At 39.4% G+C, this 24,948-nt stretch carries 29 protein-coding genes; 16 read left to right on the top strand and 13 right to left on the bottom strand.

Annotated elements, in window-relative coordinates:
- Positions 1–13 precede the first annotated feature (13 nt).
- Positions 14–2,629 carry a preprotein translocase subunit SecA gene (secA, locus tag QOL23_RS02025; RefSeq protein ID WP_283399916.1) on the bottom strand — a complete coding sequence of 872 codons (2,616 nt, stop codon included), beginning with the start codon at positions 2,627–2,629 and terminating at the stop codon, positions 14–16.
- Positions 2,630–2,684: 55 nt separating this feature from the next.
- Complete coding sequence (locus QOL23_RS02020; protein WP_283399915.1) at positions 2,685–2,969, bottom strand: hypothetical protein; 285 nt, start codon at positions 2,967–2,969, stop codon at positions 2,685–2,687.
- Positions 2,970–3,128: 159 nt separating this feature from the next.
- Between QOL23_RS02020 and QOL23_RS02015 the strand changes: the two genes are divergently transcribed.
- The gene (locus QOL23_RS02015; protein ID WP_283399914.1) at positions 3,129–3,869 is read left to right on the top strand and encodes a hypothetical protein; all 741 of its coding nucleotides are present in this window, start codon (positions 3,129–3,131) and stop codon (positions 3,867–3,869) included.
- Complete coding sequence (locus QOL23_RS02010) at positions 3,844–4,887, top strand: KamA family radical SAM protein (protein WP_283399913.1); 1,044 nt, start codon at positions 3,844–3,846, stop codon at positions 4,885–4,887. The genes QOL23_RS02015 and QOL23_RS02010 overlap by 26 nt, the downstream gene beginning before the upstream one ends.
- 3 nt (positions 4,888–4,890) lie before the next feature.
- Here QOL23_RS02010 and QOL23_RS02005 read toward each other — a convergent pair whose 3' ends face one another.
- From QOL23_RS02005 to deoC, 7 genes are all read right to left on the bottom strand, one after another.
- On the bottom strand, positions 4,891–6,087 hold the full coding sequence (locus tag QOL23_RS02005; RefSeq protein WP_283399912.1) for a methionine adenosyltransferase: 1,197 nt from the start codon (positions 6,085–6,087) through the stop codon (positions 4,891–4,893).
- 54 nt (positions 6,088–6,141) lie between these two features.
- Complete coding sequence (locus tag QOL23_RS02000) at positions 6,142–6,423, bottom strand: type II toxin-antitoxin system RelE/ParE family toxin (protein WP_283399911.1); 282 nt, start codon at positions 6,421–6,423, stop codon at positions 6,142–6,144.
- Entirely contained in the window at positions 6,420–6,668 is a 249-nt protein-coding gene (locus tag QOL23_RS01995; RefSeq protein WP_283399910.1) for a type II toxin-antitoxin system prevent-host-death family antitoxin, read from the bottom strand. The genes QOL23_RS02000 and QOL23_RS01995 overlap by 4 nt, the downstream gene beginning before the upstream one ends.
- A gap of 62 nt (positions 6,669–6,730) precedes the next feature.
- Entirely contained in the window at positions 6,731–7,729 is a 999-nt protein-coding gene (gene waaF, locus QOL23_RS01990) for a lipopolysaccharide heptosyltransferase II (RefSeq protein WP_283399909.1), read from the bottom strand.
- A 10-nt stretch (positions 7,730–7,739) separates the two neighbouring features.
- A complete protein-coding gene (gene era, locus QOL23_RS01985) occupies positions 7,740–8,663 on the bottom strand; it encodes a GTPase Era (protein ID WP_283399908.1) in 924 nt (307 codons plus the stop codon).
- Positions 8,635–9,510, bottom strand: a complete 876-nt coding sequence (locus QOL23_RS01980; RefSeq protein WP_283399907.1) for a riboflavin kinase — start codon at positions 9,508–9,510, stop codon at positions 8,635–8,637. Before QOL23_RS01980 ends, era begins: the two co-directional genes overlap by 29 nt.
- Entirely contained in the window at positions 9,464–10,123 is a 660-nt protein-coding gene (gene deoC / locus QOL23_RS01975) for a deoxyribose-phosphate aldolase (protein WP_283399906.1), read from the bottom strand. Before deoC ends, QOL23_RS01980 begins: the two co-directional genes overlap by 47 nt.
- A 131-nt stretch (positions 10,124–10,254) precedes the next feature.
- Here deoC and QOL23_RS01970 point away from each other — a divergent pair, with 131 nt between their 5' ends.
- From QOL23_RS01970 to QOL23_RS01910, 13 genes are all read left to right on the top strand, one after another.
- Entirely contained in the window at positions 10,255–11,016 is a 762-nt protein-coding gene (locus QOL23_RS01970; RefSeq protein ID WP_283399905.1) for a pseudouridine synthase, read from the top strand.
- 14 nt (positions 11,017–11,030) lie between these two features.
- A complete protein-coding gene (kdsA, locus tag QOL23_RS01965) occupies positions 11,031–11,822 on the top strand; it encodes a 3-deoxy-8-phosphooctulonate synthase (protein ID WP_283399904.1) in 792 nt (263 codons plus the stop codon).
- Positions 11,815–12,471, top strand: coding sequence for an endonuclease III domain-containing protein (locus QOL23_RS01960; RefSeq protein WP_283399903.1), 657 nt, complete (start codon positions 11,815–11,817; stop codon positions 12,469–12,471). The genes kdsA and QOL23_RS01960 overlap by 8 nt, the downstream gene beginning before the upstream one ends.
- A gap of 2 nt (positions 12,472–12,473) precedes the next feature.
- Entirely contained in the window at positions 12,474–13,799 is a 1,326-nt protein-coding gene (locus tag QOL23_RS01955) for a nicotinate phosphoribosyltransferase (RefSeq protein ID WP_283399902.1), read from the top strand.
- Positions 13,799–14,452 carry a (d)CMP kinase gene (gene cmk, locus QOL23_RS01950; protein ID WP_283399901.1) on the top strand — a complete coding sequence of 218 codons (654 nt, stop codon included), beginning with the start codon at positions 13,799–13,801 and terminating at the stop codon, positions 14,450–14,452. Before QOL23_RS01955 ends, cmk begins: the two co-directional genes overlap by 1 nt.
- Before the next feature lie 72 nt (positions 14,453–14,524).
- The gene (locus QOL23_RS01945) at positions 14,525–15,022 is read left to right on the top strand and encodes a hypothetical protein (RefSeq protein WP_283399900.1); all 498 of its coding nucleotides are present in this window, start codon (positions 14,525–14,527) and stop codon (positions 15,020–15,022) included.
- A gap of 106 nt (positions 15,023–15,128) precedes the next feature.
- Entirely contained in the window at positions 15,129–16,640 is a 1,512-nt protein-coding gene (locus tag QOL23_RS01940; RefSeq protein ID WP_283399899.1) for a helicase HerA domain-containing protein, read from the top strand.
- A 1-nt stretch (position 16,641) separates the two neighbouring features.
- A complete protein-coding gene (locus tag QOL23_RS01935; protein ID WP_283399898.1) occupies positions 16,642–17,919 on the top strand; it encodes a cation diffusion facilitator family transporter in 1,278 nt (425 codons plus the stop codon).
- Positions 17,888–18,430 carry a LabA-like NYN domain-containing protein gene (locus tag QOL23_RS01930; protein WP_283399897.1) on the top strand — a complete coding sequence of 181 codons (543 nt, stop codon included), beginning with the start codon at positions 17,888–17,890 and terminating at the stop codon, positions 18,428–18,430. Before QOL23_RS01935 ends, QOL23_RS01930 begins: the two co-directional genes overlap by 32 nt.
- A gap of 4 nt (positions 18,431–18,434) precedes the next feature.
- The gene (locus tag QOL23_RS01925; protein WP_283399896.1) at positions 18,435–19,082 is read left to right on the top strand and encodes an MBL fold metallo-hydrolase; all 648 of its coding nucleotides are present in this window, start codon (positions 18,435–18,437) and stop codon (positions 19,080–19,082) included.
- Positions 19,079–19,591, top strand: coding sequence for a metal-dependent hydrolase (locus QOL23_RS01920; RefSeq protein ID WP_283399895.1), 513 nt, complete (start codon positions 19,079–19,081; stop codon positions 19,589–19,591). The genes QOL23_RS01925 and QOL23_RS01920 overlap by 4 nt, the downstream gene beginning before the upstream one ends.
- Positions 19,588–20,250, top strand: a complete 663-nt coding sequence (gene fsa, locus QOL23_RS01915) for a fructose-6-phosphate aldolase (protein ID WP_283399894.1) — start codon at positions 19,588–19,590, stop codon at positions 20,248–20,250. The genes QOL23_RS01920 and fsa overlap by 4 nt, the downstream gene beginning before the upstream one ends.
- Positions 20,251–20,271: 21 nt before the next feature.
- A complete protein-coding gene (locus QOL23_RS01910; protein ID WP_283399893.1) occupies positions 20,272–20,826 on the top strand; it encodes a hypothetical protein in 555 nt (184 codons plus the stop codon).
- Between the two features lie 18 nt (positions 20,827–20,844).
- On the opposite strand, the gene QOL23_RS01905 is transcribed toward QOL23_RS01910, so the two are convergent.
- The 4 genes from QOL23_RS01905 to QOL23_RS01890 all read right to left on the bottom strand — a co-directional run bounded on the left by QOL23_RS01905 (position 20,845) and on the right by QOL23_RS01890 (position 23,463).
- Positions 20,845–21,084, bottom strand: a complete 240-nt coding sequence (locus QOL23_RS01905; protein WP_283399892.1) for a KH domain-containing protein — start codon at positions 21,082–21,084, stop codon at positions 20,845–20,847.
- Positions 21,085–21,095: 11 nt separating this feature from the next.
- Positions 21,096–21,326, bottom strand: coding sequence for a 30S ribosomal protein S16 (gene rpsP, locus QOL23_RS01900; RefSeq protein WP_283399891.1), 231 nt, complete (start codon positions 21,324–21,326; stop codon positions 21,096–21,098).
- Between the two features lie 64 nt (positions 21,327–21,390).
- The gene (gene ffh / locus QOL23_RS01895) at positions 21,391–22,743 is read right to left on the bottom strand and encodes a signal recognition particle protein (RefSeq protein WP_283399890.1); all 1,353 of its coding nucleotides are present in this window, start codon (positions 22,741–22,743) and stop codon (positions 21,391–21,393) included.
- Positions 22,744–23,463, bottom strand: coding sequence for an MBL fold metallo-hydrolase (locus QOL23_RS01890; RefSeq protein ID WP_283399889.1), 720 nt, complete (start codon positions 23,461–23,463; stop codon positions 22,744–22,746). It lies immediately after the preceding gene.
- An 80-nt stretch (positions 23,464–23,543) separates the two neighbouring features.
- Here QOL23_RS01890 and QOL23_RS01885 point away from each other — a divergent pair, with 80 nt between their 5' ends.
- Positions 23,544–24,938, top strand: a complete 1,395-nt coding sequence (locus tag QOL23_RS01885; protein ID WP_283399888.1) for a phosphoglucomutase/phosphomannomutase family protein — start codon at positions 23,544–23,546, stop codon at positions 24,936–24,938.
- Positions 24,939–24,948 lie beyond the last annotated feature (10 nt).

The raw sequence follows: 24,948 nt of genomic DNA, 5'->3' as shown, positions 1-24,948 counted from the left end.
AGCGAAGGGAGAACTATTCTCCCCTCGCAGCTAACTGTTCCTGCTGAAGTTGACTCTGGAGGAATCTGTAATAGTTGAAGAGTCCGTCAACTGTTCCGTTTTCAATGTTTGATATCAGCTCTTCAAATAACCTGAAAGCTTCTTTCTTAAATTCAACAACAGGGTCTCTCTGTCCGTACCCTCTCCAGCCTATACTTTCTTTAATGTGGTCTAAGGCTTTAAGGTGCTGTCTCCAGTAGTGGTCAAGGCTTTGGAGTAGAACCATCCTTTCAATTTCTCTCATCTGTTCTTCGCCTAAGAGTTCCTCCATCTTCTGGTGTTCTTTAACTAACCTGTTGTAGATTATTTTGGCTAATTTCTCTCTATCGCTGAAAGCACCTTCAACTTCCATTTCCATTAGCTTTTCGTAGGTATCAGGAATTTCAAATTCAAAGCCGAACCGCTGCTTTAATATCTCTTTTAGTTTCTTCAGATCCCACTCATCGGGCAGAATATTCTCTGGAGCGAAAGTATCAACCATTTCCCATGCAACGTTTTCAAAGAAGGTAAGAATTTCTTCCTTAAAGTTCTCTCCTTCAAGTATTTTGTTTCTCTGTTCGTATATTACTTTTCTCTGAATGTTGTAAACCTCATCGTACTCAAGGAGTCTCTTTCTTATCTGGAAGTTCTGTTCTTCCACTCTCCTCTGTGCAGTTTCAAGGGCTTTGGAAACCATCTTGTGTTCTATTGGTTCGTCTTCAGGTATGTTCATCATTTCCATCATTTTCTTTACCTTGTCAGAACCAAAGAGTCTAAGCAGGTTGTCTTCAAGAGAGAGGAAAAATCTTGACTCTCCCGGGTCTCCTTGCCTTCCAGCCCTACCTCTGAGCTGGTTGTCTATACGTCTTGATTCGTTTCTTTCTGTTCCGATTATGTACAAACCGCCAAGTTCAATAACTTTCTTTTTCTCTTCCTCTGTAAGCTTTTTGTACTTTTCAAGAGTTTCTCTGTAGATTTCCTGATACTTTTCTTCGCCGACCTTTTCAGGCGTTATTCCTTTTTTCTCCAATTCCTTCTTAGCCATAAATTCGGGGTTCCCACCTAAAAGGATGTCCGTTCCCCTTCCTGCCATGTTTGTGGCGATTGTTACTGCACCCAACCTTCCAGCCTGAGCTACTATTTCTGCTTCCTTTTCGTGATGTTTTGCGTTGAGGACCTGGTGGGGAATTCCTTTCCTTTTCAGCAGTTTTGACAGGTATTCTGAAGCTTCAATAGAGTTTGTTCCAACTAAGACAGGTCTTCCGATTTTGTAGTTTTTCTCTATCTCTTTAACAACGGCGTTGTACTTTGCCTTCATCGTTTTGAATATTAAATCTGGGTGGTCTTTTCTAATTACCGGTTTGTTCGTTGGAATTACCACAACGTCAAGTCCGTAAATCTCTTTGAGCTCTGCAGCTTCTGTTTCTGCTGTTCCTGTCATTCCTGCGAGCTTCTTGTAGAGGCGGAAGTAGTTCTGGAGCGTAATTGTCGCAAGGGTTTGGTTTTCTGCTTCTACGTCAAGTCCTTCCTTTGCTTCTACTGCCTGGTGGAGACCGTCACTCCAGCGCCTTCCGGGCATTATCCTTCCTGTGAACTCGTCAACGATTATGACTTTTTTCTTTCTCTCTTTCGGGTCGTACTGGACTACGTAGTCAACGTCTTTTTTGAATAAGTGGTGTGCCCTGATTGACTGGATTATTGCGTGCAGAAGGTCGGAGAAGTTGGGGTCGTAGAGGTTAAAGTCTTTCGTTCCCGACATTTCGGCTATCATCTTTTCAAGCTTTTTGATGCCTTCGTCTGTAAGTGTGGCTGTTTTTGTCTTTTCATCAACTTTAAAGTCAACGTCTTTTTTGAGCGTTTGGACTAACGTATCTGCTATGTAGTAAACGTCAACATTTTCTTCTGAAGGTCCTGAAATGATTAGTGGAGTTCTCGCTTCGTCTATGAGGATTGAGTCTGCTTCGTCAACTATTGCGTAAAAGAGTTCTCTTTGAACTTTTTCCTCTTTTGAAAACGCCATGTTGTCTCTTAAATAATCAAAACCAAACTCAGAGTTTGTTCCGTAGGTTACGTCTCTCGCGTACATCTCTTTTCGTTGAGGGTTTTCCATCTGGTTTTGGAGGTATCCGACGGTAATTCCAAGGTAGTTGTAGACTGGTCCCATCCATTCGGCGTCTCTTTTTGCCAAGTAGTCGTTTACCGTTACAACGTGAACGCCTTTCCCTGCGAGAGCGTTTAAGTAAACAGGGAGCGTTGCGACAAGCGTTTTACCCTCACCTGTTTTCATTTCTGCGATTTTGCCTTGATGGAGAACGATACCGCCTATGAGCTGGACGTCGTAGTGCCTCATTCCTAACGTTCTTTTTGCTGCTTCTCTGACGGCTGCAAAAGCTTCTGGGAGGATTTTGTCCATGTACTTAAACTTGTCTTCGTCCTTTTCTATCTTTGCAAGCTCCTCTTTCCACTTTGCAGTTAAAGCCTGTAATTCTTCCTTGCTTTTCTTTTCAAATTCCGGTTCAAGGGCGTTTATCTTTTCAACTAAAGGCTTTAGTTTTTTTATTTCTCTTTCGTTCTTGCTGCCTATGATTTTCGTAAGTATTGTATTTATCATCTTTGTTACCTCCCCGATTGGTTTGTGGTTTTGAGCGGTTTGGAGTTTTGAGCGTTTAGCAGTTTGGGGAGGCGCGAGGGGGGGCGGATTTTAACGTTAAAAAGTTATAAATCTCGCAGTTTTTTTCAGTTTGAAACGTTACTCTTTCAGAAGAATCGGTAACCTGTTGAATTTGCTTTTGTAGGGATATTATTTTCTTCTGTGTCTCTTTGGTGTGTTGCTTTATTGATACGGTTTCTTCTGCTTTTATCTGGTGTAGCAGTAAACTTGTAGCTTCTGAGTAGCTACAGGTTAGTACGGTGACGATGATTATATTTACTAATATTTTATTTAGCTTCAAGTAGCAACTCCTACAACTTAAATTCCAGTCTGAAATATAGCTTAAAGTAGGAGCTATTTCAACGTTTGATAGATAGGGATTTACTGATGGGATAGGTAGTTATAAATTTTAATTTTGCTTTAACCGTAAATCTACTTGAATTTCATCAAGGGGTTGGTCATGAAAAAAGGATTTAAGGATATAGAAGAATACTTTCTACAGGCTGAGGCGAAGGCGCTTCAACAGAGGGTTCAGCAGAAAAGGAACGTTGTTAAGAAGAAGGAAAACCTTGCTTTACAGATAAAAAACCTTAACGAAAAGTTAAGAGGAAAGGATAGAAAGATAAAGGAGCTTTTCGCCGAAATAGCTGAGTTGAGAAGTACCATTTCTAAGCTGAAAGAGAGGGAAAAGAAATTTGAAGAGTTTAAGAGAGAAATAGAGAAAATTGAGGACTATAAAAGAAGTATTGAGAATTTGAAACAGGAGATAGCTTCACTGAAAGGAGAAGTTGCTAAGAAAGAGAGGGAAATAGAAAATCTGAAGGCACAGGAGTTACCGAAGAGTAGAGTTGAGCTTTTTATAGAAGTTGCTTTAAACGCCTTGTCTTCTCTTGCTGCAGGGAAGGAGGAGTATAAAGTTCTTTTTTCAAAAAGGTTTAGGAAAGATATGGTTAAAGAAGTTTCTGTTAAACCTTTCCTTTTTGATAGTTTTATCTCTGCTCTTTCCAGAATTAATTCAACTTCAAGGCTTTTAAAGAGAGATACAAAACACGATATTTACAGGTTGCGGGTTACATCTCCTTACGGTGAGTATAGAGCTATATATCTAAAAATGGATTCAAAGACGTTGAAATTTGTTCGTTTCGGTCAGAGAGATTCAATATATCAGGAGCTTGATGCCTGTGGCTGGAAGTTTGAGTAGGATTTTTCCTTTCCTTTCAGGAGAGGAGAAAGAAGCGTTTAGACAGGTGACGCCTATTTATCCCTTTTCTACAACCGATTATTACCTTGATTTGGCTTTAAGAAGTAAAGCTGTTAGGAAAATGCTTTTTCCTTCACTTGAAGAGATTGACCCGGTTTTGCAGTCTTTTGGAGAAGATGACCCTTTAAGAGAAGAAGAACATAAAAAGACGTCTTACTTAACTCATAGGTATCCTGATAGAGTTTTAGTTGTTGTAACGAACTACTGTCCTGTTTTGTGCAGGTTCTGTATGAGGAAAAGAAACTGGTTAAAACCGCGTTTCTTTATTACGGAGGAAGAAATTGAAAACGTTTTACGTTACGTTTCGGCTAATGAAACCGTTAGAGATGTTCTTATCTCTGGTGGTGACCCTTTTTACCTTGAGTTGGAACGTTTAGAGTATTTAATTTCTTCTCTTGAAAAAATCCCCCACGTTGAAATCGTCCGCATCGGTACTCGTTCACCTGTTACAGACCCGGAATGGGTGTTAAAAAGCGATATTTGTGAAGTTTTGAAGGAAACTTCTAAGGTGTGGGTTAACGTCCACTACAACCATCCTGATGAAATTACAGAGCTTTCTACTTCTGCAGTTAGAGAATTGCAGAAGTGTGGTATTCCAATTAACAACCAAACGGTTCTTTTGAAAGGGATTAACGATTCAGCTGATATTTTAGAAAACTTGTTCAGGAAACTTCAGAGTATAAGGGTTAGACCGTACTACCTGTTTAGATGCGACCCTGTTAAAGGGGTGCTTCACTTTTCAACTCCTATATCAAAGGGAATAGAAATAATCAGAACGCTTTTTAGAAGAATTTCCCCTCTTGCCATTCCCTACTACGCTGTTGACGTGCCGGGAGGGTTGGGGAAAGTTCCTTTAATGCCTGAAAGGTATAGGAAAGAAGGAGATAAATTTGTTTTGGAAACTTTTAATGGCAGAAAGGTGATTATGGAAGATGAATTCCCCCCGAAGGGGGAATAGATATTAATAAACGGTTATCTCTCCATTCATAAGTCTTTTCCATATGTTTTTCATATCGGCGAGGCATTCGTTGACGATTTCTTCTATCTTTGTCTGGAATTTAGCTGAGTTTTCTGGAGTTCTTACTTTAACGTCAACGGCTAAAGGTTGGTTAACTGGTTTTCCTATCTGGCTTACCATGTAAACGTAGGCTTCTTCTATTTCTGGAATCTCGTTTACCACAGCTTTTGCTATATCGTTGGATGTGATGTTGTAGAGCTTTCCTACGTGAGTGATTGGGTTTTTACCTGCTGCTGCTTCAAGACTCATAGGTCTGTAAGGAGTGATAAGACCGTTAACTCTGTTCCCTCTACCTACTTCTCCGTCGTCTCCAGCTTCTGCAGAAGTTCCTGTGACAGTTATATAGACGTTTGCGTTTTCTACGTCGTCGCCTGTGTTTATGTGGATTTCAACTTCTCTATTTGTGAACTCTTTTGCCACTTCGTATGCTAATTTTCTAACGTTTTCTCTCTTTTCTACGTAATCGTTGATGTCTTTTACAAATCTGTCTACAAAGGCGCAGGCTATTGTTATAGTGATTTTTTCACCTATCCTTACGCCCATTACCTTGATGTCTTCACCGATTTCTGGATGTAGTTTCTTTATTTCTTTACTGTTGAGTTTCTTCTCTATCTGGAAAACTACGTTTTCAAGGTCATCAAATGGAGCGTATCCTACGCCGAAAGAGGTATCGTTTGAAAGAGGGACGCCGTCTCTTAATTGTCTCATGTAGATATCTACAAGGTCAACGGAGCCTGGACGTATGTGAGGGTAAATTCTTACGTGGTTCTCTGGGTCAATAGCGTGGATATTCTCTTTTAACCATTCTTTAGCGCTTTCTATGGCGATTTCGTCAACGGGGATTTTCTTACCTTTGTATTCTTTGATTGCCCTACCTGAAAGGTAGATTTCTATCGGTTCTGTTACTTCTCCGCCGCCAAATTTAGGAGTAGCGCTTCCACCAACTAAAAGGTTTTTATCAACGTTGTGGTGGAGAACAAAACCGAAGTTTTCGTAGTAAAGTTTACAGAGTTCTGCTGATAGCTTTTCAGCCAAAGCGTCACAGATTGTGTCTGGATGCCCCAACCCTTTTCTTTCCACTATTTCAATTTCGGAAGTGGAAACGGGCTGGATGTCTAAAGGAGTAACTCTTATGTTCATTTAACCGCCTCCCGCAGAAAATTGGATGAGAGAAATATATCACAGATTGTATAATTATTTCTCGTAAATTTCATGGCTTCCGATGTCTATTAGAACTATGCCTTTTTCCGTTACGGCGAATGTCAGAATAATACGATAACTCATAGTAATAGAAACTGAGTACTTACCTGACAGTTTGCCTTTTAGTTTGTGGAGTCTAAGTGAAGGATGATTTGGGTTTAGTTCTAATAGACGTAAAACTTTTTTGTATCTTTCTAGAAGCTCTGGATGTTTCTTAATAAATTTCTTTTCCCTTTTAAGGTAAGATTCTGTAAATATCAATCTGTAAGGTTTCAAATTCCTAACCTTTTAAAGTGTTCTTCAGCACTTTCTATCACGTAGTTACCTTTTTTCAGGTCTTCTTCAGCTTCTCTAATGGCGTTTTCAAGTTCCAGTTCTTTTAATCTTTCATATTCTTCTATGGGAAGTATTACGTATTTTTTCTTACCTCTAACGGAGATGAAAACGCTTTCAAACTCCTTTAAGAGTTTGCCCACGTAAGAAATGCCTTTTCTTTTAAGGTCGTTTGCGGAGACTATCACTTTTCCCTCCAGAATGCTGTTTAAAGTACTGTTAACGGTTTTAATTATAGTGCTGTTTGGTGTTAAATCAAACTTTCTGCAGTAGTTATTACCATTTCTGGGGTTATTGACTTCATACATTTGAAGTGCTTTTCTGGACATTCCTTTCTGCCGTGAATTCCACATGGGCGGCAGGGTAGTTCAATGGGCGGTTCTACGTAAATGCCGTTTCTGTAGGGAAAAAATCCGAAATCTGGAACGGTTGCACCGTATATTTCTACAACGGGTGTATTGAAAGAGACAGCTGCGTGAACGGGAGATGAGTCGTTGGAAATTACTAAAGAAGCTCTCTTTATTATTGAAAAAAATTCTCTTAAAGTTGTTTTTCCGCATAAGTTTTTGGCTTTGCCTTTCATATTTTCTTCTGTGACTTGGCAGTAAGGGGCGTCTTTATTGGAGCCTACGATTACCACTTGGAAACCTTGTTTGTAGAAGTAGTCTCCTACCTTTGCGAAGTTTTCTGATAGCCAAGCTTTCGTTTTCCAAACAGAACCCGGTGCTAAAACGATGAATGGTTTTTCTAACTTAAATTTTTTAGCGGTTTTTTCGGCTTCTTCATCAGATATGGGGAGTTCTGGTTCATTATCTACTATTAAGGAATAGTTTTTGAGAGGAGTTAAAAGGTTTAGGTTTCTGTCTATCTCGTGTACTCTCTTTTCCATTTTATGTTTAACTCTATCTGTGTAAAGGAAGGCGAAGCCGCTTTTGTCAAATCCTATTCTTCTTCTAATGCCACTCAAAAAAAGAATTAAAGAAGTTCTGTGGGAGCGGTGTGGAGAGATAACCAAGTCAAAGTTTTTACTCTTAAGGAAAGAGGAAAACCTGAAGATGCCTTTTTTATCAAACTCTATTATTTCTGATAGGTAAGGGCTTTGGGCGAATACGCTTTTGAATCCTTTTCTTACGACTAATGAAACTTCAGTTTCAGGAAAACTTTTTTTAACGCTTTTGATGAGGGGGGACGTGAGAATTAAGTCCCCCAAAAATGCTGTCTGGAAAATGAGGATTTTCTTGAAAGCCATTGTTTTCTCTTTAGTAGGAGTATCCTAAGCTTCTTAGTTGGTCTGCCCTCTGTCTCCAGTCTTCTTTAACTTTGACCCAAAGCCTCAAGTAAACTCTTTTACCTAAGAGTTGTTCTAATTCTTCTCTTGCTAACTTTCCTATTTTTTTGAGTTTCTGTCCGCCTTTACCGATGATTATTGCCTTTTGTGAGTCTCTTTCTACGATTATATCTGCATCTATTACAAGCATGTTCGGGTTTTTATCTCCTGGCTGTATGTTTACTACCTGAACGGTTGTTGCGTGGGGGATTTCGTCTCTGGTGAGTAGCATTATTTTTTCTCTGATTATCTCTGCAACGAACTGTTCTAAAGGCATATCTGTTACCATGTGTTCTTCGTAGTACTTGGGACCTTCAGGTAGGTAGGAAACTATCAGGTCAAGGAGTCTGTCTAAGTTTGTTCCTCTCGTTGCTGAGATGGGGACTATGTCGGAGACGAAAGGAAATTCTTTGCTTATCTCTTCTATTAGAGGCAGGAGTTCTTCTTTGGGAACGCCGTCTATTTTGTTAATCAGGACTAAGACTTTTGAATCTTTCCTTTTCTCTTCTCCTATTTTTTGAAGTATTTTCCTGTCGGCTTCTGTTAGTCCTGCTCTTGCGTCAATTAAGAACAGGATTACGTCGGCGTCCGGTATTACGCTGAAAGCTATTTCGTTCATGTAGCGGTTGAGTTCAAATTTTTCTTTGTGAATACCTGGCGTGTCAAGGAATACGATTTGGGCGTCTTTTAAGTGCTTGACGCCGATGATTCTGTGTCTTGTTGTTTGAGGTTTGTCTGTGACGATTGCCACTTTTGTTCCTAATAGGCTGTTGAGAAGGGTGGATTTTCCTACGTTCGGTCTTCCTAAAATAGCGACGTATCCTGATTTAAATTTCTGTGTCTCTTCCAAGACCATTCCTCCAAAATTGTTTTAGATTTTCTAAATCAAATTTAATCTGTTTTTTTAGTTCTTCAACGTTGTTGAACTGTTTTTCTCTGCGGAAAAATTTCAGGAATTCTACCGTTGCTGGGGTGTGGAGTGGGAGGGGAGGGAGTTTTTCGTTCGGAATGTGGATTTCTATTATTGGCTCGTTTTCTCCAAAAGTTGGTTTTACACCGTAGTTGGCTATTCCTCTGTAGTATTTGCCGTTTACTTTTAAGTTTACCGCGTAAACTCCGTAAGGTATGAGAAGTCTTTTTTCTGGTTTAACGTTAATGGTTGGGAATCCCAACTCTTTACCTCTACCGTCTCCTTTTACCGTTCTGCCAAAGCAGAAGTAGGGAAATCCTAAGAGTTTATTGGCTTCTTCCAATTTACCTTCTTTAAGTAGTGCTTTGATGGTTGACGTTCCTATTTTTTCGCCGCTATTGGTTATGAGGGGAACTTCTAAAACTTCTATGTTGTACTTTTTGCCTAACTTTTTGGCGGTTTCAATATTACCGCTCCTGTTTTTGCCAAACTTCCAGTCTTTACCTGCTAAAAGTCTTGAACAACCTAAATTTCTCAGTATCTGAAAGAATTCTTCAGGGGTTTTGTCTTTTATCTCTTCAAATTTAAGGTTTGTTAGTTTTACTCCTAAATTTTCTGCGATTTTGTTTCTTTCTTCGGGGGTGAAGAGGGGATTTTGTAAAAATTTGTTTATTGATATAACGTTTACTTGATTGCAGAGTTTTTTCGCTTTTTCAATCAAGAATTGGTGCCCCCTGTGGAGGGATTCAAATTTTCCCACTATGCAGCACTTGTTTTGCGATTTCTTTTCCATTGCTCGTTCCTATTCTTTCTGCTCCTAAAGAAATGAATTTCTTAACGTCCTCTAAAGTTCTTATCCCTCCTGCTGCTTTGACTTTAGCTCTTCCGTTTGCACACTTTACCAAAAGTTCAACGTCCTCAAAGGTGGCGCCGTAACTTCCGTAACCTGTTGATGTTTTTAAATAGTCCCAACCGTTTTCTACCGCTAATCTGCACAGGGTTATTTTTTCTTCTTCAGTGAGGTAACAGCATTCAAATATAAGCTTTAAAACGGCGAGTGGTATCTCTTTTCTTATTTCTCTGAGTTCTTCTTCAACTTTGTTCCAGTCACCACATTTAACAGCGCTGATATTTACAACTACGTCTAATTCTCCTGCTCCTTTTTCTATGGAATAGACTGCTTCTTTTAGTTTGATTGTTAGCGGTGTAGGTGAGAGAGGGAATCCAACGACGGCAGAGATTTTTTCTGGTGGAAGTATTGTTCTTGCTACTTCAACGTGTTTTGGAAAAACGCAAACGGTGGCAAAGTTATAATATTTAACTGCTTCTGCAGCTTCTAATACTGTTCCTGGAGTTGTTGTAGCTTTTAATACAGCCAGGTCTATCTTGGTAAGTATCTCTTTCATTGCTTACCTCTAAGTGTTTATCCTAATATTATCAAAAAATTAAGCCATGTTGACCGAATTAAAATAGTTTTTAAATTTAGTTTCAATATTTAGAGCATTATGCTTCTAATTAAGTTATTAAGGAGGAAAGGATGCGTTTGAATAAATTTTTAGCTTATGCAGGATTTGGGGCAAGGCGAAAGGTTGAGGAGATAATAAAGCAGGGAAGGGTAACTGTAAACGGAGAGGAGGTAACGTCTCCGGCGGTTGAGGTAGACCCGAAGAAAGATAGGATAGAAGTTGATGGAGAGAGGGTAAGGCTTCCGAAAAAGTTTGTTTATATCATGTTTAATAAACCGCAGGGCGTTTTAACGGCTATGGAGAGGGCACCAGGTGATAAGAGACCTATCGTTGCAGATTATTTCAGGAAGTATCCTGTAAGGCTTTTCCCTGTTGGAAGACTTGATTACAACACAGAAGGTTTACTTTTAATGACGAACGATGGAGAGTTGGCGGAGAAACTTATGCATCCTCGTTATCACGTTCCTAAAACTTACATTGCAAAAGTAAAGGGGCGCGTAACGCCTGCCGAGGTTGATAGGATGAGAAAGGGGGCTTTGCTCGTTGATGATAAAGGTAAAAAGTTTTTTATAAAGCCTCTTGATGTAAAGTTGCTTCATCCTTCAAAAACGGGTAGAAATACTTACGTGCAGATAACGATAGACCAGGGAAAGAACAGAGTTGTTAGGAGATTTTTTGACCGTTTTGACCACGGCGTTTTAAAGCTTAAAAGGGTTGCTGTAGGACCTTTAAAGTTGGGTGACTTGCCGAAGGGAAGATATAGAGAACTGACAAAGGAAGAAGTGGAAAAGTTGAAGAAAGCGGTGGAATCTTACGCTTCTAAAGGAAACTGATTTAGAGGTTTGAGATGATAGTTATAGCTGGTCCTTGCGTTATTGAGGATAGGGATATTTTGTTTGAAATTGCTTCTGAAGTTAAATCTCTTAAAGATGCTTTCCCTGAACATCGATGGGTTTTTAAGGCTTCTTTTGATAAGGCTAACAGGAGTTCTATTGATTCTTACAGAGGTCCAGGTATAGATAAAGGTCTTGCAATGCTTTCAGAAGTTAAGAGTAAGTTTGGTTTGGAAGTAACTACAGATATTCATGAGTCGTGGCAGGCAAAACCTGTAGCTGAGGTTGTTGACGTAATACAGATACCGGCTTTTCTGTGTAGGCAGACAGACCTTTTAGTAGCTGCAGCGAGAACCGGAAAAACGGTGAACGTGAAGAAGGGACAATTTATGGCACCTTGGGATATGGGTAACGTTGTGAATAAACTTGAAAAGAGTAATGCTTCTGAAATCTGGCTGACGGAGAGGGGAACCACTTTTGGATATAACAACCTTGTAGTTGATTTTAGGTCTATTCCTATTATGAAAAAAACAGGTGCAAAAGTAATTTTTGATGCCACTCATTCTGTTCAAAAGCCTGGTGGTTTGGGGAAAGTGAGTGGTGGTGATAGAGAGTTCGTTCCTTACCTTGCGCGCGCTGCCGTTGCCGTTGGCGTTGATGGTTTGTTCTTTGAAATACATCCACAACCTGAAAAGGCACTTTCTGACGGTGCTAATATGTTGAAAATAGAGGATTTTAAGGACTTGATAGAGAGATTAACTAAACTTGATTCTTTCGTCAGGAGGGAATTCGGAGAGAATGGATAACAGCACAATTAGTAAAGTGGTTGAGATACTGAGAAAAGAGAAAAAGAAGTGGAATGTTCCTATAGTAACTTTAATGTCTCAAACGGAGAACAATCCTTTTAAGATACTGATAGCTACGATATTGAGCTTGAGAACGAAAGATGAGGTAACGGCAAAAGCTTCTGAGAGGCTTTTTAGAATTGCTGATACACCTGAGAAGTTGATGGAGTTATCTGAAGGAGAAATAGAGAAGCTGATATATCCTGTAGGGTTTTACAGAAGAAAAGCGAGGACTATTAGAGAAGTTGCAAGAATAATAGTTGAGAAATATGGAGGAGAAGTTCCGTCTGATATTGATGAGCTTTTGAAACTTCCTGGCGTTGGTAGGAAAACGGCGAACTTAGTTGTTACTTTGGGTTACGGAAAACCTGGTATTTGCGTTGATACGCACGTTCACAGGATAATGAATAGGTTCGGTTACGTTAAGACTAAAACGCCGGAAGAAACAGAGATGGCTCTGAGAGAAAAACTTCCGAAAGAGTACTGGATAGAGATTAACGATTTACTCGTTTCTTTGGGTCAGCATATATGTCATCCTACGTCTCCTAAGTGTTCTCAGTGTCCTGTAAGTGAGTATTGTGAAAAAGTGGGAGTTGAAAGGAGTAGGTAGTTATGGTTTCTCCGCTTTTTACAGACCTTTATCAACTGACGATGATGTGTGCTTACCTTGAGAACGGGAAGAAAGAAAGGGCTGCGTTTGAGCTGTTTGTAAGAGAGCTTCCTGAAAAGCGTAATTATTTGGTTTTTGCAGGTTTAGAGGAAGTTCTGAAGGCTTTGGAAGAGTTTCATTTCTCAAAAGATGACATTGATTACCTATTCTCTTTGAAGATTTTTCCTGACTGGTTTTTGGATTACTTAAAGGAATTTTCTTTTTCTGGTGATGTCTATGCTATGGATGAAGGAACGCCGTTCTTTCAGTATGAACCGGTTTTAAGGGTGGAAGCGCCGATAGCGGAAGCGCAGCTCCTTGAAACGTTTGTGATGAACCAGATTCATATTTCTTCGCTGATAGCTTCTAAAGCAGCGCGTGTTTATTCTGTTGCTGAGGGGAGGGTTTTGGCGGATTTTTCTTTAAGGAGAACTCACGGTATTGATGCAGGTTTGAAAGTCGCGAGAAGCTGTTATTTGGCGGGATTTGATGCGACTTCTAACGTTCTTGCAGGAAAAATTTACGGCGTTCCAGTTGTTGGAACGGTTGCTCATTCTTTCATTATGTCTTTTGAAAGTGAAGAAGAAGCTTTTAGAGCTTACGCTAAGGTTTTCCCCAATAATACGGTACTTTTGGTCGATACCTACGATACAGTTGAAGGCGTTAAGAAAGCGATAGAAGTTGGGGAGGAGCTTTTAAAGAGAGGTTTCAGGTTAAAAGGTATAAGGCTTGATAGTGGTAATGTGGAAGAGCTTGCGAAAATAGCGCGGAGGCTTTTAGACGAAGCTGGAATGGATTACGTCAAAATTATCGTTAGCGGTGGTCTTGATGAATACAGGATTAAAGAAATTATCTCCTCTGGTGCGCCTGTTGATGGGTTTGGAGTTGGAACGAAGGTAGGAACGTCAGCTGATGCGCCTTATATAGATTTTGTTTACAAGCTTGTTGAATTTGATGGACAGCCTGTTATGAAAACGAGTAGCGGAAAGAAAATGTATCCGGGCAGAAAACAGGTCTTCCGTTTGGAAGGTTACGACGTTGTTTCTCTGTGGGGAGAGCAGTTTGACGGAAAGCCGCTGTTAAAACAGTTTATGAAAGATGGAAGAGTTGTTGAGAGCTTACCTTCTTTGAATGAGGTTAGAGAATACACGATAGAGCAACTGCATTCTTTGCCTGAAAGCGTGTTGTCCATAGATAGAAAGGTTAACTATCGCGTTGATATTTCTGACAGTTTAAATAGGCTTTATAAAGAGTTGAGAGAGAGGTTGTTGGGAGGTAGTAGGAGTTGATGCCTGAGATTATTACTATAGATGGTCCTGCTGGTGCTGGAAAGAGTAGTGTTGCTAAAGAGATTGCTAAGCGTTATGGGTATTTGCATCTTGATTCTGGAGCTGTGTATAGAGCCATTGGTGTGGTTTGTAGCGAAAGGGGAGTTGACCTTAATGATGAAAAGGCAGTTGTTGAGTGTGCAAGTGATTTGAGCGTTGAGTTAACGGATAGTGGAAGGGTTTTGGTTGACGGAGAAGATTATAGTGAGAAGATAAGGACTCTTGAAGCGGGAAAGTTGGCTTCAAAAGTTGCTAAGTTTAGAGAAGTTAGAGAGATTGTAGTGAGGATTTTGAGAAAAGTAGCAAAAGGTAGGAGAGTGGTTATAGATGGTAGAGATGCTGGAAGTTATATATTTCCTGAGGCGGAGCTAAAAATCTATCTAACTGCATCTCCAGAAGAGAGGGCAAAAAGAAGATACTTGGAACTTTTGAGGAAAGGAGAAAGTGCTTCTTATGAGGAGGTGTTAAGAGAAGTTTTAGATAGGGATGAATCGGATAAAAGAAGGGAATTTGCACCGCTTGTAGTTCCTGAGGGGGCGGTAGTTGTTGATACTACAGGTAAAACTTTTGAAGAGGTTATGGGGATTATTGAGGGGTTAATTAAGAACAAATAAAAAATTGTTATTCTTGACTACTGTTAGTGTAATTTAGGATAATAATAAATATCGCAATTTGGGGAGGGAAGTATGGGTTTTGAAGAAAAGGTTAAAAGTAGAAATTTAAGGGCGGAAAACGTTTTTATCGCTTCTTTTATTGCTGGGCTTAACGAGTTTGGAGTGCTTAACCAGGCTATCGTGGATTTTTCAGCAGAAAGGGCGGGGAAGTACTTGGTTAATTATTTGAAAGCTGTGGATAGTGGTGTAGAAGGGGATTGTTCTGTTGAGGAAAGAGTGGAGAAAGTTTTAAACAGATTGAATGAAGAATTAGGAATAGGAAAGCTCAGCGTTGAAGGCAGCGATGGAAAGGTAAAGGTAAAAATTCTTTCTTCTTCCTGTCGGTTCTGTCCTAAAGGGATAGGGGAAGCAGAGTTGGAAGGAACTTTGTGTCCTTTTCCAAAACTTTTTGAGTCTTTTATAAATAGCTTGTGTGATTTGGATTTTAAGTTGGAGTATCAGGGGTTGGAAAGGTGCCCGTTGGTGAAGGAGGGGGATTTTTGCATAATTAACTATACAGTTTCACTTTAGGTCTAAGTTTTTCTCCTTTGAACGTTTTCTAAATTCTAATAGTGGTAAAACAGATTTTGTATTCTATACTTAGTGGTAATTTTTTTCTTTTTTTCTGGAGGTTGCTGTGTCCGACGTTTTGGGTGTTTGCGTTGGAGAGCCGGGAACGAGAGAAGTGGAGTTTGTTGCTTCTCAAAAGGTTTCTTTGGGTGATTATGTGGAGATTAACTATGAGGGGTATAGAGTTTTAGGATTTGTAAGAAGCGTTAGAAGAATTAATAAACATATAGAAGGTATATTCCAGCCTGAAGAAGTTGAAAGCATAAAGAAACTTACTTCACAAGATTCTTTCTTTAAGGGGACGATATCTATTTTAGGGGATCCTACTAGAGGTATGTTTGTACCGAGGATTCCTCCTGAACCTGGCACGAAAGTTTATAGGGCATCGGCTGAAATTCTTAAAAAGGTCTTTGGTGAAGGAGATGAGAAAAAAATTAAGATAGGTCATCTTTTAACGAGACCTGATGTTAGTGTTTATATTGATGTAGATAGTATAGTTAGCAGGCATCTTGCCATACTTGCTGTTACAGGTGGTGGTAAGTCCAATACTGTTTCTGTGATTTTGGAAGGACTCCTTTCAAAGAGTGGAACGATTCTTGTTTTTGATATGCACGGAGAATATGTAGACTTTGGAGATGGGGAAAAGCTTAAAAGAATAGACCTGGTTTTAAATCCTTTGAGACTCAGTTATCAGGAGTTTAGGATATTTGCGAACGTTGATGATAGTGCTTATATACAGGACAGGTATTTAAGGAAAGCGTTTAAAGAAGTTGTTAAGGAAATCACAGAAGATTTTAAAACTCCGGCGGAAGAATTCTGGGCAAGGCTTGAACTGGAACTTCAAAAGTATAGAAGTGATGAAGCCTTTAAAGATGATTGGAAGTCTATTACTGGGGTTATTAATAAAGTGGAGGATATGAAAGAGTTTTACGGTGAACTTTTTGACCCTCTTGCTACGCCTATAGTTGACCAGATTGAGTTTGGAAAGTTAAACGTTGTTGACTTGTCTCACGTTGATGAAAAAATAGCTGACATCGTGGTAAGCCACGTTTTAAGGAATGTTCTTGAGAATAGAAAGTCTTACGTTCGTTATGGTAGCGGGTTACCTTTTCCTCTGTTTACCGTTCTTGAAGAAGCTCACATTTTGGCTTCGTCCACTATTAACACGCGTTCAAGGTACTGGATATCCAGAATAGCAAGAGAGGGAAGGAAGTTTGGATTGGGTTTGTGCCTTGTAACTCAAAGACCGAAAGCTCTTGATTCTAACGCTCTTTCTCAGGCAAACAATATGATTATTTTAAGACTTATAGAACCTGGAGACCAAAGGCACGTTCAACAGGCATCGGAGTCTTTGAGCAGCGACTTGGTAGAACAGCTACCTTCGTTGAACGTTGGAGAAGCGTTGGTAATGGGAAAGATGATACCTGTACCGGCGCTTGTTAAGATAGACCTTGCTAAGATGAAAAGGTCTGGAAACGATATTAGCGCAGTTGAAGAGTGGGCTAAGTATAGAGAGCAAGCGTCAGAAACTAAACAAAAACTTGAAGACCTTATGAATATGGAAGATATGGAGTTTTAGTATGGAATTGGTTACAGAGAAAAAGAAGATTGCTCTTTATTCAGTTCTGTTAAACCTTTTTCTTTCTGTATTAAAGATTGTTGCAGGATTCTTGTCAGGTTCAGCTTCGCTTATAGCTGATGGTATTCACTCTGTTGCTGACCTTGCTGCTGCTCTTTCTGTTTACGCTGGAATTGTTATTTCCAATATGAAATTGAAAGAATTTCCTTATGGTCTGTATAAGGTTGAGAACATTATTTCTCTTGCCAGTGCGTTTGCCATATTCTTTGCAGGTTATGAGATAGCAAGAGATGTTCTGTTTAAAAATGAAACTCTTCATATTAAAAATTTACCTGTTGCTGTTGGGGCAATTCTGATAACAATTGTTTCTACTTTTCTCTTTTCCCGCTTTGAGAGGAGAAAAGGAGAGGAGTTAAACTCTCCAAGCCTGATTGCAGATTCGGAACACGTGAAAACCGATATGTTGTCTTCTATTGTTGTTCTTGCAGGTGTTTTAGGTAACTATTTTGGCTATCCTATAGTTGAGAAAGTAGCGGTGTTAATTATCGTTCTGTTCATATTCCACTCAGGATATGAGATATTGGTAGAAGCCTTAAAAGTTTTGCTTGATGCTTCTGTTGATAAAGAGACGCTTGACAAGATAAAAGAAATAATACTCTCTCATCCTATGGTTTCTTCGGTTAAAAGTATTACAGGAAGAAGTTCAGGAAGTTATAGGTTTATAGAAGTTGAAGTAGGGATTTCCACCGATAGCCTTGAAAAAGCTCATAGTATAGTCCATGAAATTGAAGCGGAGATAAAGAGAGATATTCCATTTATAGAAAAAATAATTATTCATTTTGAACCGGAGGAAAAGACTTCATCTATTTACGCGGTTCCTGTTGAAGGGGATAAGGTGTGTGGAAAGTTCGGTGAGTGTCCAGAGTTGTTGATATTGAAGAGAGACGCTGATGGCTTTAAGATTTTGGGGAGGATAGAGAATCCGGCTAAGGACTTTAAAGCTGGAAAGTGTATAGAGTTAGTTGAAGCCTTGGCTGATAGAGGAGTTGATTGTATCGCTGTCAATACTCTTCCTTTAGGTAAAGGTGTAATATTTGCGCTTTCTCATTACGGTATTGGAATGAAATTGATTCCGGAGTCTAACCTTGAGAGGTTTCTTGAAGTTTTGAGAAAAGAGCCGGAATGTCAACCACCACTTGCCGTTTGGAATAGTTACGCCTGTGACATCAATTCTGGAGGAGTTAAGAGTGAAGGCGGAAGACCTGATAGAAAGGGATAGTGTATTTTCTCACCTGAGAGTTGCTGTATTTGTTGATATGCAGAACATTTACTATGGTTCAAAAAATGCTTTGAAGAAAAAAGTTGACTTCAGGAAACTTTTAGAAGTAGGTGTTAGAGGAAGGAAGTTAGTAAGGGCTATAGCTTATTTAGTTGATTTGGATAGAGTTAATCAGGACAGTTTTATTTACGTTTTGAAAAGTATAGGTTATGAAATAAAACTTAAAGAGCCTAAGAAGTTTTATAACTGGGATAGGGTGGAATATAAGGCTGATTGGGATATGGGTATTGCTATTGATGCTATTGCTATAACGGAAAATGGAAAGGCAGATGTGGTTGTTATAATGAGTGGAGATGGGGATTTTGTTGATTTAATTAATTATTTGAAAGCCAAAGGTATTAAGGTAGAGGTTGTTTCTTTTAAATCAATAACGGCGAAAGAGATTATTCAGGCTGCAAATGAATATGTAGACCTTGAAGAAATTGGAGAATTCATATCTTTGAAGGAGTAGTGTTATGAAGATAACTATTTATCCGTCAGGGAGTTTTTTGGTAAATACCTATCTTGTTTGGGATGAAGAATCTAAAGAAGCTATGGTAGTAGACCCAGGAAGCAGGGAAGCTGTTGAGGAGTTGAGGGATGAGATTGATAGAAACGAGCTGGTTGTTAAGTATATCTTGAATACTCACGAGCATCCAGACCATACGGCAGCGAACGTTTGGGCTAAGCTTGAGTTTCCGGAAGCTAAACTGATAATGCATGAGGAGGCGGCTAAATATTTAAACTTTTGGATAGAGAGTGAAATAGGAAGAATGGCGGGAGCTGAATATTCTCCTCCTCCCGATGAGACTTTGTCTGAAGGGAGTAAATTCGCGTTGGGAAACGTTATTTTTCAGGTGCTTCATACGCCGGGTCACTCTCCGGGTAGTATTGTTGTTTTTGATAGTGGTAAAAAGTTTGCTTTGGTAGGGGATTTGATTTTCAAGGGAAGTATAGGAAGGTATGACTTGCCTATGAGCAATTATAATGACTTAAAGAAATCTATTTTGAAAGTTCTCAATGTTCTTGAAGGTGATACTGTTTTATTTCCTGGGCATGGCGAAAAAACGACTATTTCAGAAGAGTTGAAGAACAATCCTTTTATAGCAGAACTTGTAGGATGACAGCTGGAACGCATATATTGGCTGGAATATTGGTAGCTACGCTTTTAAAGTTACCTGTTTTGCCAGCAGCTGTAGGAAGTATATTTCCTGACATTGATGTAGGTAAAGGATTACCCCCTCCTTATAAGAGGAATCTTTTAAATAGTCATAGAGGGATAACTCACCATCCTGTTATTCCTTTATGTTTGTTGCTATTGGTGTTTTTCCTTAGAATGAAAGGGTTTTATGGCGTTTCCGTCTATCTGTTGTCTTTTACAGTAGGTTATATTTCACATCTTCTTTTGGACGTGCTTAATCCTTTGGGGATTCCTTATAAGTTTTCTTACTATCCCCGTTTAACTTTGAAGTTGATGAAGACGGGAAAATTGGGAGAGATATTTGTTATACTTCTCTTGATATCTACGCTGTTAGCTGCTGTTAGCGTGGAGGATTTTCAAATTTTAGGTTTTTCTTTCGATGGGAAATTGGTGCATTTGATAAAAAATCTTGTGGAGGAGGTTTGTAGATGAAATTCTTTATTGATACTGCTGATATAAACGAGATAAAAGCAGCAATGGAAATGGGAATGGTAGATGGAGTGACAACCAATCCGACGCTTATTTCAAAAACGGGAAGACCTTTTATGGAAGTTGCTAAGGAGATTGTGGAGACGGTTCCTGGTCCTGTTAGCCTTGAAGTAGTTAGTCTTGATACACAAGGAATGGTGGATGAAGCAAAACAGTTGGCGAAGTTGGGAGATAACGTTGTTATTAAGATACCTATGACTGTTGAGGGCATAAAAGCTGTTAAGATTCTTTCTGAAGAAGGTATAAAGACAAATGTGACTCTTGTGTTTTCTCCGTTGCAAGCGTTGCTTGCAGCAAAGGCTGGTGCTACTTATGTTTCTCCTTTTGTGGGAAGGCTTGACGATATCGGTCACGATGGTATGGAATTGATTGCTCAGATTGTTCAGATTTATGACAACTATGGTTTTGACACTGAAATTATTGTTGCAAGCGTTAGACATCCTCAACATGTACTTCAGTCTGCGCTTTTAGGGGCAGATATCGCTACTATTCCGTTTAAAGTTGTGAAGCAACTTGCGAAGCATCCTCTTACCGATGTTGGTATTGAGAGATTTTTAGAAGACTGGGCAAAAGTTCCTGATAAGGATTCTATATTTGGTTAACTGCTATAAGGGGAGGGAAGGTTGGAAAATACGGGAATAAAGAAAATAAAAGAAGTTTTTAGGCTTTTTAAGGAGAGTTTACACGAGCTTGAACAGGTTGAGTATGCTATTGAACTGTTAGAAAAAGAGTTAAACGAGTACAGAGAGCTTGTGGATAGGGAGACGCTTTTACCTAAAGCTAAGTTTGTTAAACAAAAGATAAACAGGTTAATAGATAGGATAAAGTATTCGCCCGAGGACCATTTGTTAGCTGTTGGCGTGAACCTTTCTTTAGTTGAGCCTATTCCAGAAAGAGAAGAAAAACAGATAATGAATCAAATAGCTATTTATCTTGACAGGAGAATTAGACCTGGTGATTTGTTGTTTAAGCTGTCCGATGCTTCTTTGGGTATGGTTTTTTTCGCTGGCGGAAAAGAACAGGCAGAAGCTATTGTTAGAAGATTGGAAGCGATGCTTTTAAATTTGAAAGCACAAACCTATAGTACGCAAAAAGTGCTTGTTAATTTTGATATAAGACATCTTGATGTAACACCGGATATGACAGCGGACCTAATTTTTGAAAAGTTAGTTAAATAAGAGTAGCGGGAAAGCCCGCTACTCAATTATTTCAAGAACAGCTCTTTTGCCCATTTTTGTTGCAGCGGCAGAAAGAAGGGTTCTCAATGCTTTTGCGGTTCTTCCCTGTCTTCCAATAACTTTTCCTAAGTCTTTTGCATCAACTTTGAGTTCAATAACAATAGTTCTTTCACCTTCCGTTTCTGTTACAGATACAGCATCAGGATTGTCAACTAATCTTTTAGCTACACACTCTACCATTTCTTTGAGAGCAGACATTTTCCACCTCCTTATTGAACTACCTTCTTGAGAAGAGAAGCAACTCTTTCTGTAGGTTGAGCACCTTTAGAGAGCCATTCTTTAACTTTCTCTACATCAACCTGAAGTTCTTTGGATTTAGGGTTGTAAGTTCCTAAGATATCTACAGCCTTTCCATCTCTTTTTGACATAGCTTCCATTACCACGATTTTATAAACTGGAAGTTTCTTTCTTCCCATCTTTTTGAGTCTTATCTTTACCAACGCTTTCCTCCTAATATCAAGTTTTGTGGGAGAATTTTATTCCAAATTTGGATTTAATCAAGGTTTAAAAGAAGGGAAATGGAAACTTTCCGCCTCCACCCTTTTTAGCCATCTTCTTCTGCATCTTTCTCATCTGTTTCATAGCCATTTTTGCCTGAACGAACTGCTTTAACAGGGCGTCCACTTCTTTGACGCTTGTTCCGCTTCCTCTTGCTATTCTTCTCTTTCTGCTTGCATTGATTATTGCGTGGTTTCTTCTCTCTTCAGGAGTCATTGAATCTATGATTGCTTCTATCCTTTTGAGCTTTTTGTCGTCTATTGCCTGTTCTAACTGTTTCAGTATCTTCTGGCTGCCGAGTCCTGGAATCATTCTCATTATTTGATGTAAAGGTCCTAACTTTTGAATCATTTTTAGTTGTTTGCGGAAATCTTCAAGGGTGAACTCGCCGGAGAGGAGTTTTTCTTGCATTGATAGAGCTTCTTTTTCGTCTATAACTTCCTGCGCTTTTTCTACGAGCGTTACGACGTCTCCCATGCCTAAGATTCTTGAAGCGACTCTATCTGGATAGAAAGGTTGGAAATCGTCTATTTTTTCTCCGACGCCTGCAAACTTTATAGGTTTACCGGTAACGCCTTTGACAGATAAAGCTACGCCACCTCTTGCGTCGGAATCCATCTTTGTAAGAATAATTCCGGTCATTCCTACGGCTTCGTCAAAGGCTTTGGCTATGTTTACCGATTCTTGACCGGTCATTGAGTCAATTACAAAGAGCGTTTCATCGGGATTTGTAGCTTCCTTAATTTTTCTTGCTTCCTCTAAGAGTTCTTCATCTATGTGAAGTCTTCCTGCGGTATCAATGATTAGAACGTCGTAATCTTCACTTTTTGCTTTGTTCAGGGCGTCTTTAGCTATTTTTACTGCATCTTTTTCGTTTTCTTCTAAGAATACGGGAACGCCTATCTGGTCACCTAACTTTTTAAGCTGAAGCATTGCTGCAGGACGGTAAACGTCTGCCGATGTGAGGAGAACTTTTTTGCCCTGCTTCTTTAGATATTTAGCTAATTTGGCAGCTGTTGTGGTTTTTCCTGAACCTTGAAGACCTATCAGCAAGATAACTGCCGGCTTGTTTTTTAGGTTTAGTTTTGCCTCTTCTCCACCTAATGCTTGAACTAATTCGTCGTAAACGATTTTTACTAATTGCTGTGCTGCGGTAACGCCTTTGGTTACGTCTGCACCTAAAGCTTTTTCTTTTATGTCGTTTATAAACTTTGCGACAACTTTATAGTTAACGTCTGCTTCAAGGAGAGCTAACTTTATTTCTCTTAATCCTTTTTCTAATGTTTCTTTATCTATCTTGCCTTTTCTTCCTAATTTTTCTATCGTTGATTGAATCTTTTCTGCTAAAGCGTCAAACATTTATGCCTCCTGTAGGGGAATTTCTACGCCGGCTTTGGCTTCTATGAAACGTTCTTTCCAGAGAGTTTTAAATATTTCTATTCCTAAATCGCCTGTGCAGTGGCAGGGCGCTACGTATTCTGTGAAATTTTTAAGTTGTTGCGCTATTTCTTCTATTTCTGCTGCGTCTTTTTTGTAGAGGTGGAAACCGCCTATGGTTAGCAGGAGTTTTTCTCCGCAGATGGTTGTTGCTCTTTTTGCTATTTCAACTATTCCGGGATGTGAGCATCCTGTTATGAGAATGAAGCCTTTGGAAGATTGGAAAATCAGGGAGTGTTCGGCAGCCGGGTTTTCCATGCCGGTTGCCATTATTCCTGTTGATATGAACTTTTCGCTTATGTATGTTGGAGCGTTTACGGGAACGCAAATGGCTTTTTCTCCGGCTAACTCTTCAAAGTATTCTAAGTCTGTTTCTGGAATAACAAGCTCAGGCTGGTTTGTTACCTGTAAGATGAACGGGAGACCGCCGGTGTGGTCCCAATGGTTGTGGGAAATGAAGATAAAGTCTATTGATTGCCAGTCAACGCCAGCTTTTTCTCCATTTTCTTTGAGAATTTCGGGTTTTGCGCCTGTATCGAAGAGGAGAGTTTCTTCGTCTGTTTCAATTAAGGCGCTGAATCCCCAATCTGCTGTAAAGCCTTCTACTGCTTTGTTATCGTAAAGGATAGTTATGGATTCCATCTTTCCTCCGTCTGCTGATTGTAAGCTATAATCTATTAAAAAATTTAGCTTTATGCCATTTGAAAAGCGGAGGAAGTAGAATGATAAAGTTTGGAACTGACGGCTGGAGGGGCGTTATATCAAAGGATTTTACGTTTGATAATCTGAAAAAGGTTGCCGTTGCGCATGCGCTTTACCTGAAAGAGTTGGGCGCTGAAAGGGTTGTTGTTGGTTACGATTTAAGGTTTCTGTCTGAAGAGTATGGGAGGTTTGTGGCGGGGATTTTTGCAGACATGGGATTTGAGGTTGTTCTATCCAAGACTTTTTCACCTACTCCTGCAGTTTCTCACGCTACTAAATATGCTGGTTTTGATAATGGGATAGTTATTACTGCTTCTCATAACCACGGTAAGTATAACGGCTATAAAGTAAAAGAATCTTTCGGTGGGGCTGCGACTACAGAGTTTACAAGGGGAATAGAAAGTAAGTTAGAAGAGGCGGAAAAGTTTTTGGATGAAGTGAAGGGAAGTGGGGATTTTGAAGTTGAAGATATTGTCACTCCTTACGTTGAAGGAGTTAGACAGCAATTGGAGTTATCCCTTTTTAAAGAGAAAGCTGTAGAGATAGTTCATGACCCCATGTTTGGTGCTCAGCAAGGACTACTTTCAAGAGCTGTTGAAGGAACAAAAACAAGGGTTGTTTCTATTCATTCCTATAGAGACCCGCTGTTTGGCGGTAAGCATCCTGAGCCTATAGTTGAAAAAAATATTTTAGCTTTAAAAGAGGTTGTTAGGGCTAAAAGAGCGGATGTAGGTATTGCTCACGATGGAGATGGGGATAGAGTTGGTATAGTTGATGAAAAAGGAAGTTTTGTTAATTCTCAAATTGTTTACACTCTTTTGCTTCAGCATGTTATAAGGAACAAAGGGGTAAGAAATGGAATTGTGGTAAAAACTGTTTCAACAGGTTATTTAGTTGATAGGGTTTGTAGAGCTGAAGGTATTGAGTTGAAAGAGGTACCTGTTGGATTTAAGAATATTTCTGAAGTTGCTTTAAAAGAAAAGGTTATGTTTGGTGGAGAGGAAAGTGGTGGTTATGCTTTTATGGACTACTTGCCAGAAAGAGATGGTCTTTTAATGGGACTTTTGATAGTTGAGAAGATGCTTGCAGAAGGTAAAAGCGTTTCTGAAATGGTTAAGGCACTCTTTAAAGAGTTCGGAGAAGCTTACTACCTGAGGAGAGACCTGCCTGTTACTGAAGAAGAAAGAGAGAACTTAGAAAAGTTAAAAAAGAATCCTCCTGAAAAGTGGAACGATTTGGTTGTTGACAGGGTAATAACGATTGATGGTTTAAAGATTATATTTAAAGATGATTCCTGGATACTGTTTAGACCTTCTGGTACAGAACCGGTATTCAGGGTTTACGCTGAAACTCCGAGTGTTGAAAGAACGAGGGAACTGTTGGAGTGGGGTTGTAAATTAGTGAAATCTAATTAGAGGGGATAGA

The organism is Desulfurobacterium pacificum (assembly GCF_900182835.1).
Taxonomy (GTDB): domain Bacteria; phylum Aquificota; class Aquificia; order Desulfurobacteriales; family Desulfurobacteriaceae; genus Desulfurobacterium_B; species Desulfurobacterium_B pacificum.
This window is presented reverse-complemented; position numbering and strand designations above follow the sequence as displayed.

Excerpts from the sequence above, each read along its gene's own strand:
- QOL23_RS01905 (WP_283399892.1), bottom strand. The coding sequence starts at position 21,084 with ATGTCTGCTCTCAAAGAAATGGTAGAGTGTGTAGCTAAAAGATTAGTT.
- QOL23_RS01970 (WP_283399905.1), top strand. The coding sequence starts at position 10,255 with ATGCGTTTGAATAAATTTTTAGCTTATGCAGGATTTGGGGCAAGGCGA.
- era (WP_283399908.1), bottom strand. The coding sequence starts at position 8,663 with ATGGTCTTGGAAGAGACACAGAAATTTAAATCAGGATACGTCGCTATT.
- QOL23_RS02005 (WP_283399912.1), bottom strand. The coding sequence starts at position 6,087 with ATGAACATAAGAGTTACTCCTTTAGACATCCAGCCCGTTTCCACTTCC.
- QOL23_RS01890 (WP_283399889.1), bottom strand. The coding sequence starts at position 23,463 with ATGGAATCCATAACTATCCTTTACGATAACAAAGCAGTAGAAGGCTTT.
- kdsA (WP_283399904.1), top strand. The coding sequence starts at position 11,031 with ATGATAGTTATAGCTGGTCCTTGCGTTATTGAGGATAGGGATATTTTG.
- QOL23_RS01885 (WP_283399888.1), top strand. The coding sequence starts at position 23,544 with ATGATAAAGTTTGGAACTGACGGCTGGAGGGGCGTTATATCAAAGGAT.
- ffh (WP_283399890.1), bottom strand. The coding sequence starts at position 22,743 with ATGTTTGACGCTTTAGCAGAAAAGATTCAATCAACGATAGAAAAATTA.
- deoC (WP_283399906.1), bottom strand. The coding sequence starts at position 10,123 with ATGAAAGAGATACTTACCAAGATAGACCTGGCTGTATTAAAAGCTACA.
- QOL23_RS01955 (WP_283399902.1), top strand. The coding sequence starts at position 12,474 with ATGGTTTCTCCGCTTTTTACAGACCTTTATCAACTGACGATGATGTGT.
- QOL23_RS01945 (WP_283399900.1), top strand. The coding sequence starts at position 14,525 with ATGGGTTTTGAAGAAAAGGTTAAAAGTAGAAATTTAAGGGCGGAAAAC.
- QOL23_RS01935 (WP_283399898.1), top strand. The coding sequence starts at position 16,642 with ATGGAATTGGTTACAGAGAAAAAGAAGATTGCTCTTTATTCAGTTCTG.
- QOL23_RS01920 (WP_283399895.1), top strand. The coding sequence starts at position 19,079 with ATGACAGCTGGAACGCATATATTGGCTGGAATATTGGTAGCTACGCTT.
- QOL23_RS02015 (WP_283399914.1), top strand. The coding sequence starts at position 3,129 with ATGAAAAAAGGATTTAAGGATATAGAAGAATACTTTCTACAGGCTGAG.
- QOL23_RS01960 (WP_283399903.1), top strand. The coding sequence starts at position 11,815 with ATGGATAACAGCACAATTAGTAAAGTGGTTGAGATACTGAGAAAAGAG.
- QOL23_RS01980 (WP_283399907.1), bottom strand. The coding sequence starts at position 9,510 with ATGGAAAAGAAATCGCAAAACAAGTGCTGCATAGTGGGAAAATTTGAA.
- QOL23_RS02010 (WP_283399913.1), top strand. The coding sequence starts at position 3,844 with ATGCCTGTGGCTGGAAGTTTGAGTAGGATTTTTCCTTTCCTTTCAGGA.
- QOL23_RS01925 (WP_283399896.1), top strand. The coding sequence starts at position 18,435 with ATGAAGATAACTATTTATCCGTCAGGGAGTTTTTTGGTAAATACCTAT.
- secA (WP_283399916.1), bottom strand. The coding sequence starts at position 2,629 with ATGATAAATACAATACTTACGAAAATCATAGGCAGCAAGAACGAAAGA.
- waaF (WP_283399909.1), bottom strand. The coding sequence starts at position 7,729 with ATGGCTTTCAAGAAAATCCTCATTTTCCAGACAGCATTTTTGGGGGAC.
- fsa (WP_283399894.1), top strand. The coding sequence starts at position 19,588 with ATGAAATTCTTTATTGATACTGCTGATATAAACGAGATAAAAGCAGCA.
- cmk (WP_283399901.1), top strand. The coding sequence starts at position 13,799 with ATGCCTGAGATTATTACTATAGATGGTCCTGCTGGTGCTGGAAAGAGT.